Here is a 9644-nt window from a genome sequence, read left to right as displayed (position 1 = left end):
CGCTTTGAGAAGCTCGACGTCATGTTCCTCGGATTCCTGAGCTTCGTCCTGATCGTTGAAGGGCTTCTTATGTGTTAACAAGGCCCTAGTTGCAGCGCGCTTGCTTTCGACTGCGGCGGCGTTGGCACGGCGCACGCCGGTGACCTGCATGGCGTCGAGTGTTTGCACCCCGGTTCTGGTGGTGGTGGGCGGTGCGTCGGTGTTGGATATTTCACCTGAGGACGCTGCGGATGCGGCGCCTGCTGCGTCGCCCGGTGCCGCGATAGAGCCTTCGGGATTTGCAGATAATGCAGGCGACGATGGAACAGTTCGCTCTGCGCTAGCAGAAGCGGCGTTGGTCTGTGCCTGCAACGCTGGTGAACATGCCGCAATGGCTACGGCGAGAACGGACAAGTGCAAACGGTACGAATCGGAGCGCTGCATGGAATCCCGAGATCGCGCAGCAAGGGCGCCGCGCCTGTGAGAAAGCACGCCACCGTAGCCAGTAAAAATGACCCTGGCATGTCGCTTGCATCGCATCGAAAAGACAGTGCGCAGCGATGTCTCGGCATGCGAAGTAAGCCTCCTCCCGCCGGGACGAGCACGAGGCTTCGCACGTACCCTCATCCGCCCCTTACGGGGCACCTTCTCCCGAGGGGAGAAGGGATAGTTTCAGCGGCCCGCCAGGGCTAGCGCGACCTTACGGCTGCAACACCGTCATCGTCGCTGGCGTACTGCGCCCCACACCGCGCAGCTCGGGGCGGTACATGTCCTCCACCAACGACGGGGGAACCGTGTAAGTCCCCGGCGTGACCGCACGCACCAGGTAATACACCTGCGCCTTGCTACCCGAGGACAGCGCCAGCGCGGCCACATAACGGTCGTCGCGAAACTCTTCGTGCTTGACGTCGGCGGCGCTGGAACGCTCGCTGATGCCGATGCCGTCCACCACCACATCGGTCCACTGTTTGGCATCGCCGAGATTGAAATTTTCGATCTCCAACCCGGCCGGCAACAGGTCGGTCAGCAACGCATCCGGCATGGGGCTGTTGGCGGTGATGACCACGCGCACGATCAGCGCCTCGCCCTCTTTGAGCGGACGCGGGGTCCACGGTTTGCCGTCGGTGGTGTACCAGCTGCGCTCCACGCTGAGGTTGCGCGTGTCCGGCTCCGGTGCGCTGCGCGGAATGCCGGCCACTTCCAGATTGGCATACATCGGCGCCTCGCCTTGCGGTGCGAACCGCACGCCGCGCGCCAATGCGGCGCTGTCGAAACTACGCCCGAACAAACGGGCCGGCGCAATCTCCTGCACCTCGCCGCCCACCGTCAAGGTGCCGGAGACCTGCTTGCCCTGCCCGAGCATCAATGCCTTGCCCAAGCGCGCAAGCGCCACCTGCTCCTGCGTGCTCAGCCATAGCCAGCCGGCGGCGCGACGTGCATCCAGCGCGCGGCCCAACGCCACCGCGCGGGTGTCGTACTCGGGCTTGGACAAGCCACGCTCGTGCAGCAGCGCCATCATCAAGGCATCGTCGCGGATCGCACTGCCGTAATCGGCCAAGTACAGCGGACGCTCGCTGCTGTCCTTGGCGAACCCTGCCTTGATCGCCGCCTCACCACGTTTGGTATCACCCTGCAGCGACAACGCCGCACCCAGATGCACCAGCGACAAACCGGTCAGTGCTTTGTCGCGCTGGTTGTCGTACAGCGCGCGCAGCGTACCCAACGGAGCGCGGTTGACGCGTGCCAACACATACCCCGACCAGGCCTGATTGGCGAACTTCAGGTTGTCGCGGCGATCCCGCCCGTAGAACGCGTTGCCACCGGACAGCAGATCTTCGCTGAGCCGATTGAGCGCTTTCTGCAGCACGTTGTCGGGCACCGCAAATCCGGCGTCCTTGGCGTCGAGCAGGAACTCGGCGATGTACGGGGTCAGGCCCGGAGTGACGTAACCGTCGTCGCCCCACATCGAAAAATGCCCGCTGGCGATCTGCATCGAGGCCAGGCGACCGAACGCACCTTCCATGCGCGCGCGGCGGGTGGCCGCCTCCAGCCCCTTGGTGCCGAGCGCCCTGGCGGTGGCATCGTCGAGCAGCAGCGCCGCATAGCCCTTGCTGGTGGTCTGCTCGGCGCAGCCGTACGGATACTCCAACGCTCCCTGCAAGGCGCTGGCAAAGGGAATCGGCGGCAACGGGCTGACCACCATGCGCGCGGTCACCGAGCCGGCCATCAGACCATCGGCAAAGCCGCTGTCCAGGGTGATCGGTGCCAGCGGATCGAGCACGCGCGTCTGCGCACGCAACACCTGCGGCCAACCGGCACGCACCGGCAGCTCGTAACTGCGGTCGGCCTTGAAGCCGTTGCCGTCCACACGCACGCGTACCTTGGCCACGCTGTAGCCCTCGGTGGCGCTCAACGGGAAGCTCAGCGTCTGTTTGGCATCCACACCGAGCGTGACGCTGCGCGCCGCCTCGGCAATAGCCAGTGGGCCGACACCCTCTACGCGCACGTTGAATTCGCCCGGCTTGCCGGTGACGTTCTGCACATCCAGCGTCACCGTGCTGCGGTCGCCTGGCGCCATCACGCGCGGCATGCTGGCCTCGGCCAGGATCGGCGCGCGCACGACGGTTTCCATGGCGTGATTACCGTAACGCGTGTCCGAATACACCAACGCCGAGACACGCAGCGTGCCGTTGAAATCCGGCACCGGCAGTTGCACGCGCGCATTGCCCTTTGCATCGAGTTTTACCGAGCCGGAAAACAGGTCCACGGTCTGCACGCGCGCGGTCGGGCGCGTGGCCTGCGGCAACGCTTCCAGCGCCATGTCGCCGCCGAACTTGAGCTTGCCGCTGGCGCCTTCGAAACTTTCGATCACCCGCCCATAGATATCGTAGGCATCGGTGCCCAGACGGCGCTGCGCGAAGAACTGCGCGTTGGCATCGGGTACCGGGAAGCGGGTGATGTTGAGAATGCCAACGTCCACCGCCGAGATGGTCACGTGCGCCGCCTTGCCGGCCAGCTCCGGCACGCTCACCGTCACCGGCAACGCCTGTTCGGGGCGCATCTGCTTGGGCGCAGCCAAGCCCACCGCCACCCGTCGCGCCTTGCGCTCCATCGGCACATACGCCACGCCCACCGCGCGCGCCGGGGTGACCTTGCTCGGCGCACTGCCGCCGCGAAACACCAGCGCGGTGACGTACACATCGTGGCGCTCCCAGCTTTGCGTCACCGGAATGTCGAACGTGCTGCCCGGCTTGACGTCGATATCCTGCACGTACAGCAGCTTGTCGCTTTCCACCAACAACACGCCCTTGCCGGCATGCGGCGGGGTCAGGGTCACCTTGAGCGTGTCGCCGGCGCGGTAGCCGGTCTTGTCCAGCGCCAGCTTGACCTTGTCCGGGCGCGCGTCCAGGCCGCGATTTTCATCGTTCCAGCTCCAGCCGGCGCGAAACGGGTAACGCGTGGTCAGCCCGGTGGACGGGTCGAATACGTCCAGACGGTACTCGCCCCACTCCACCGGGACATCGAGCTTGGCATTGCCGCCGGCCACATCGAGCGTGCGCGTGTCCTTGTTCTCGACGCGACGGGTGAAGTCGTAATCCCAATGGTCGTCGGTGTAGTTCAAGTGGTAGTCGCGCAGCTCGCGCACCAGCATGGCCTTCAGGCCCTTGGCCGGTTGCAGCTTGCCATCGGCATCCACGCGGGTGATTTCGAAGCGCGCAGTGCCGTTGGCATCGGCGCCGTCCTTGTGGTCAAACAAAGGACGCACGCCCACCAGCGCCTTGGCTGGCCACAGCACGCGCTTGACGGTGCGGGCGACGGTGCGCCCGCCGGTCTCGTACACGCTGCCGGACACCACCGCCGCAATCGTGCTCACCGGCTTGACTTCGGCGGGCAGCGCGATGTCTTGGCGCAACACGCCATCGCTGCCGAACTCGGTGTCGATCACGTCCTCGGCGTCGCGCGGCAGCTCCAGCGTGGGGTCGCCAAAGAACCAGCCCGGCAACGATTCAAGCGGATGCTGTTCGACGCTGACCGCAAGCTTGGCGGTGAAGCGATTGCCGTCAGCCGGCGCCCCATACAGATACGCAGCAGTGGCGACCAGCTTGAACGGCTGGCCGGCGCCGAGCGTTTTCTGGGTGCTGTCCAGATCCAGCTTCATGCGCTCGGGCACAAACGCTTCCACGCGCACGCTCATGCCCTGCACGGCGTCCTTGCTGGCCGGGTCGGTACGGAACTCCACCTGCCAGCGGCCGGTCGGTGCATCGGCCGGAAGCTGCTGGGTGAATTCGACATAGCCCTGCTCGCCGGGCTGCAGTCTGGTTTCGCGGAAGGTCTTGCCGTCCGGCTGTTTGAGCCGCAGAAACACCGGTTGCGGTTTAGTCGGCTTGCCGTCGTTGTCGCGCAGGATCGCCGACACACGCATGGTCTCGCCGGGGCGATACAGATCGCGGCCGGCCCAGGCAAACACGTCGAACCACGCGCTTTGCCGCCCGGCCACTGCAAATTCGCTCAGATCCAGCGCCGGCTGGTTGAACGGCAGCACCGAGATATCGGTCTTGCTGCGCGCCGTCAGCACGTGGCCGGCATCGAGCGTGTAGTCGAGCAGCGCATTGCCGTTGCCGTCGGTGGCGCCCTTGATGAACAGTTCGCCCTTTTCGTTGAGGATGCGCACTTCCACGTTCTTGATTGGCTCACCGCTCTGGAGCGAGGCGGTGTGCACAAACAACTTGTCCTTGTAGGCGCGCGTGTGCAGGCCGATGTCGCTGACGGTGAAGAACGCGGTCTCTTGTCCGTTTTCGAAACTGCCGGCACGCTTCATCACCGCGAAGTACAAACCCGGCTCCTGCAGTTCCTTGATATCCTGCGTGGGCAGGTAGGTCAGCACGCGCTCGTTCTGCTTGCCGCCGACAATGAAACGATTGACGTAGACCGGGTCGGCCAGCTTGGACAACGGTTGTTTGCTACTGTAGTCGCTCTCCAGCTCCCAGCTGCCGCGACGACCGCCGCGCTGAAACTGCTGAAAGAACGCGGGTAACGATTTCTCGCGCACGCGCAAAAATTCCACGTCCACTTCCGGCACGTTAACCGACACCACCGGCAGACCGCGGCTCTCGCGTGCCGGCAGCACGCTGCCTTGCGAAGCGAACCCGGCCACAGGCTTGAGTTCGCCGGTGTAGACCTTCTGCTTGAGCGGCTTGCCCAGGCGGCTGCCATCGGCGGCCAGCAGGTTAGCGTCGATCAAGACCGTGTAGTCCTTGGCCGCTTCCACATACGGGTAGCGCAGCGTCTTGCCGTCATCGGACAGCGTCCAGCTGCTGTCGCCGGTACCGACCTTTTCTTCGAAGCGCACCAGCGCATCGAAATCCTGGGTACCGACCAGCGGCCGAGAGAATTCCAGCGCCAGCGACAGGCCGTCGCTGGTCTGGTCGGGATAGGCGCGCGTCAGTGCAAAACCGGTGATGGCCTGCTTGTGGGCCTTGATCGCCTCGCCGCTGGCGGTGGGCAATTGGCCGCTTTCGTTGCGCTTGCACGACACCCCGCCAATCGCCACGGTCAGCAGCACCACCCGCAGCAACATGCGCCGTGTGCCCGACCACGTCATCCCTGATTGCTGGCTGCCCATCGCGCTACCCCAATGACTGATGAGGGAAGTATAGCGACGCCGCGCATATCGCCGATGGCGGCGGTGCGACGACTTGGGCACTTACCGATAGGCGGTGATAGTGCGCTGCAAGGCTAGCGTCGCGATGGCACCGGTGCGCACGACTGGCGATGAGCGTAGTGGTTTAGTCAGCGCTCTTATAGCGACCAGTTAACCACTTCACGCCATCTAATCAGAGGGCCGCTGGGCTGCGACTTGGCTGCGGGGCACTTGCCCGCCCAACATCGCTGGACACGCTGCAAGTACGTCCTTGTCAGCTCTTACGCGGCATCCATGCCGCGTAAGGTCCCGCGACGGTGGGCGGGCAAGAGCCAGTCGGGATGGTCGGTGTGCATGGTTTTCAATAAACAGCCAGCAAACTGTCTGGTGGGGTGTCCTCGCCGATTGCGGGACCGATGGCGGCATGGATGCCGCCATCGGTCCCGCAGGGACGGGTTCACGGCGTGTCCCGCGAGCAGTGAGGGCATCACGCCCTCGACTGCCCATGCGTTTGAATCAATCTAAAAAGTGCGGCTAACAAAACCACTGCGCCCACCGCCAGGCAGGCACCCGCTATATTTTGTTCGCCGCTCTCAGTGCAACTCCAACAACGTACGCATATACAGGTCGATCAACGCTGGCTTGTCCGCACGCAGGCAGGCCTGCACGTTCGGCGTGCCGGCGCGTTCGTGGGTGTACCCATGCGCATCGACGTTCAGATGCAACGGCGTGGTCGGGCACAGCGCCGGTTGCAGCAGCCAGGCCACCGGCACCGCATCGAACACGGTGGGCGTGGCGCTGGCCCAGGGCTGGTCGGTATTGCGCCACTGGTAATACAGCTGGGCGAGCGCATCGGTGAGCCCGTCGCCATGCGCAAACAAGGCGATGCGCTCGGGTTCTTCCAGCGTGATCTGGGTGGCGTCCAGGGGCAGCAACACGATCGGCACGCCGGCCGCAAACACCCGCTGCGCGGCCGCCACATCGGAGAGGATGTTGTACTCCGGCGCCGGCGCACTGGCCGGCCGATACGCCGACTTGCCATAGCCAACGCGTACCGAGCCGCCCATCGCCACGATGCGCTTGAGCCTGGCAAAGCCGGCCGGGTCGCGCTGCTGCGCCAATGCGGCATCGGTCATCGGCCCCAACACCAGCAAGGTCACCTCACCTGGACGCTGGCGCGCCTGCTGCAGGATCATCGCCGCCGCATCCGGCAGCTTGCCTGGCAGCTGTCCCTTGGCAGCCCAGCGCGCCTGGCTGAAGGAGATCGCGCTGGTGGTGCGCGCGCCTACCGCCAACGGAATCTCGCTGCGCCCGGCTTGCTGCAACAAGCGCTGCAACAACTGCGCACGCAATGTGGTGTCGCCCCAGGCTGAGGCGATGCCCAGCACATGCAACTGCGGGCTACGCAGCAACAACCCGAGCGCAAACGCATCGTCGATGTCGTCGCCGATATCGGTGGAGACCACCAGCAACTCGGTGGGCGTGGACGTTTGTGCAAGCTGCGCTGCAGTTGCAGGTGCCTGCACCAAAACCGCTGCACACGCAGACCACAGCACCGCCACTAACCACGCACTTCGCCATCTCCGCTGCATGCATCTACTCCTGCCGCCATAAAAAACCCTCCGGCATCATCGCCGGCGGTTCGAGACTTCTACACCACAACGCCGATCAGAAATTGGCGCGAAACTGCGCGCCAACGATGCGCGGATCGTTGATGAAGCCGGTGAGGTTGTTGAAGTCGATCGCACCGGTCACGCGGATCTGGTTGGTGCAGTTGCGGCAGAACACCGACAACTCATACGCACCGGCGCCCCAGTTGTAGCCGATCTTCGCGCCGCCTTCGACCAGCGGCTGGCCGGTGAACTCCTTGGAGTCGTACAGGAAGAAGTTCACTTCGCTGCGGTAGGACCAATCGGTGTAGAAGAACAGCTCGCCGTCGTTGCCCATCGGGATGCCGTAACGCAGTGTGGCGTTGGCCATCCACTTGGCGGCCTGCGGCAGATCGTTGCCGTCGATCAGCGCATTGCCGGCCGCATTGAGCGGGTCGGTCACGGTGCAGGTGCGGCACACGCCCACCGACAGGCTAGGGTCGTCGATGCGGGTCCAGTTGTACGCGCCGCCGGCGGTGACGCGCAGGTTCTGGTTGATCAACGCTTCGAAGTCGAACTCGGCGCCGCGCGCCTTGGTCTTGTCGGCATTGAGCAGACGCACGTCGTTGGAGACGCCACCCACGGCGGTGAGCTGCTGGTTCTTGACGCGGAAATCGTAGATGTCAAAGCTCAGACGCGCGCGGTTGTCGAACAGGTCGGACTTGATGCCGATCTCGAACGAATCCACCGTCTCCGGCTCGGCCACGGTCAGCGGCGCGGTGCCCGAAGGCACGCCGAAGCTGGCGCCGCGGAAACCGCGTGCTGCGCGTGCGTAGAGGTTGACGTCGTCGTTGAGGGAGAAGGTCGACGCCAGGTCGCCGGTGACCTTGGAGTTGTCGGTCTCGCCGCTGGATGGTTCCACCAGGGTGACGCGATCCAGCGCCAGCACATCGAAAGTCTTCTTGTCGTAGGTGTAACGGATGCCGGCGCGCAGGTTCAAGCGGTCGGTGGCCGCATAGTTCAACGAGCCGAACGCCGCCCATGAGGTGTTGCGCTGGCGAGTCAACTGGTAGCTGGCCAGATCGCCGCCGCTGAAGGTGTCGTAGGTGTCGTTTTCGCCTTCCACATCGTCGTGGAAGTAGTAAAGGCCAGCCTGCCAGTTGAGCGGGCCTGCGTACTGCGATTCGGCGCGCACTTCCTGACTGTACTGGTCAAGGCTCTTGATGCCGCCGGCGGTTTCCACCGGGAACGCAATCACGCCCGGGCCGGACGGCGGTGCGAACACCGCGCCGAAGCCGCCATCGATGTCGCCGCGGCTGTCGTACTTGCCGATGCCTTCATAAGCGGTGATCGAGTGCAGTGCGATGTCGCCCAGGTCCCAGGTCAGATTGGCGCTACCGCCGTAGGTCTGCAGTTCCTGGTTGTTGGCGCCGTCGATGAAGGATTTAGCTTCGTCGAAGCCGTCCACCAGCTGGTTGGTGCCGGGCTGGATGATGTTGGCGCGGAACAGGCGCGCGGTGCCGTCCAGGTGACGCGCATGCGCGTTGAACAGCGCGCTGAAATCGTCACTGGCCTGGTACAACACCTGCAACCGCACGGCCGAATCGATATAGCCTTCCAGATCGCGGCCGTCGCGGTTTTCCACCCAATCGTTGCGACGCTGGCCCAGCGTGGACACACGCGCCGCCCAATGCTCGCCCATCGCGATGCTCAAGCCGCTTTCCAGCGTCATGGTGCCGTAGGTGCCGTAAGACAGGCTGGCGTAGCCGTCATTGGCGCCGATGGTCGGCTTGACCGAGTTGAACTTGACCACACCGGCCGGCGTGTTGCGGCCGAACAGCGTGCCCTGCGGGCCGCGCAGCACTTCCAGACCTTCCAGATCGAAGATCGGGAAGCCCTTCAGGAACGCGTTTTCCTGAACCACGTCGTCATAGATCAACGACACCGGCTGCGAGGCGTATGTATTGAAATCGGTGTTGCCGTAGCCGCGGATATACACGCGCGGGAACACACGGCCGTTGGACGATTCGATGTTGAGACTGGGCGCCTTGCCGGCCAGCACGCGGATATCCGAGCCGCTGGTGGAGATGGCATCCAGAAATTCCGGACGCAGCACCGATGCCGACACCGGTACATCCTTGGAATCTTCCGAACGACGCTCCACCGTGACCTTGACGGCATCCAGACGCACGACACCGTTGTCGCTGGGCGCTTGCTGGGCAGCGGCATGGAACGCAAGGAGGGAAGCGACGGCAGCGGCGAGCGCGCTGATCTTGAGCGACCGGCTGGCGGACATGGGAAAGACTCCAAATTCTGGTGGCGGAACTGCCTGATCTGCATGCCGCGTTGCAAAATAATTAAAGGAGCCTCTAAAAACCCCAGCAATCTGCCATCATTGACTTGACGCCCTGCCAGCGGAGAACGACAGACATGAT

Annotated in this window: 3 protein-coding genes and 1 pseudogene; all 4 read right to left on the bottom strand. The window is 64.2% G+C overall.

Going from position 1 to position 9644, the window contains the following annotated elements; translation table 11 throughout:
- Nucleotides 1-423 (bottom strand): annotated as a pseudogene (locus tag XpopCFBP1817_RS17600) (hypothetical protein); the annotation flags it as partial.
- 256 nt (nucleotides 424-679) lie between these two features.
- Nucleotides 680-5581, bottom strand: coding sequence for an alpha-2-macroglobulin family protein (locus XpopCFBP1817_RS17595; protein WP_208619654.1), 4902 nt, complete (start codon nucleotides 5579-5581; stop codon nucleotides 680-682).
- Between the two features lie 632 nt (nucleotides 5582-6213).
- On the bottom strand, nucleotides 6214-7182 hold the full coding sequence (locus XpopCFBP1817_RS17585; RefSeq protein ID WP_128418106.1) for a nucleoside hydrolase: 969 nt from the start codon (nucleotides 7180-7182) through the stop codon (nucleotides 6214-6216).
- A 106-nt stretch (nucleotides 7183-7288) separates the two neighbouring features.
- The gene (locus tag XpopCFBP1817_RS17580; protein ID WP_128418104.1) at nucleotides 7289-9505 is read right to left on the bottom strand and encodes a TonB-dependent receptor; all 2217 of its coding nucleotides are present in this window, start codon (nucleotides 9503-9505) and stop codon (nucleotides 7289-7291) included.
- Nucleotides 9506-9644: the final 139 nt, after the last annotated feature.

The sequence above is a fragment of the Xanthomonas populi genome (assembly GCF_002940065.1).
In the GTDB taxonomy this organism is placed as follows: domain Bacteria; phylum Pseudomonadota; class Gammaproteobacteria; order Xanthomonadales; family Xanthomonadaceae; genus Xanthomonas; species Xanthomonas populi.
Note: the sequence above shows the minus strand (reverse complement) of the source record. Positions and strands in the feature narration are given on the sequence as shown.

Bases quoted from the DNA above. Each gene is read 5' to 3' on its own strand.
- XpopCFBP1817_RS17595 (WP_208619654.1), bottom strand. From the start codon at position 5,581: ATGACGTGGTCGGGCACACGGCGCATGTTGCTGCGGGTGGTGCTGCTG.
- XpopCFBP1817_RS17580 (WP_128418104.1), bottom strand. From the start codon at position 9,505: ATGTCCGCCAGCCGGTCGCTCAAGATCAGCGCGCTCGCCGCTGCCGTC.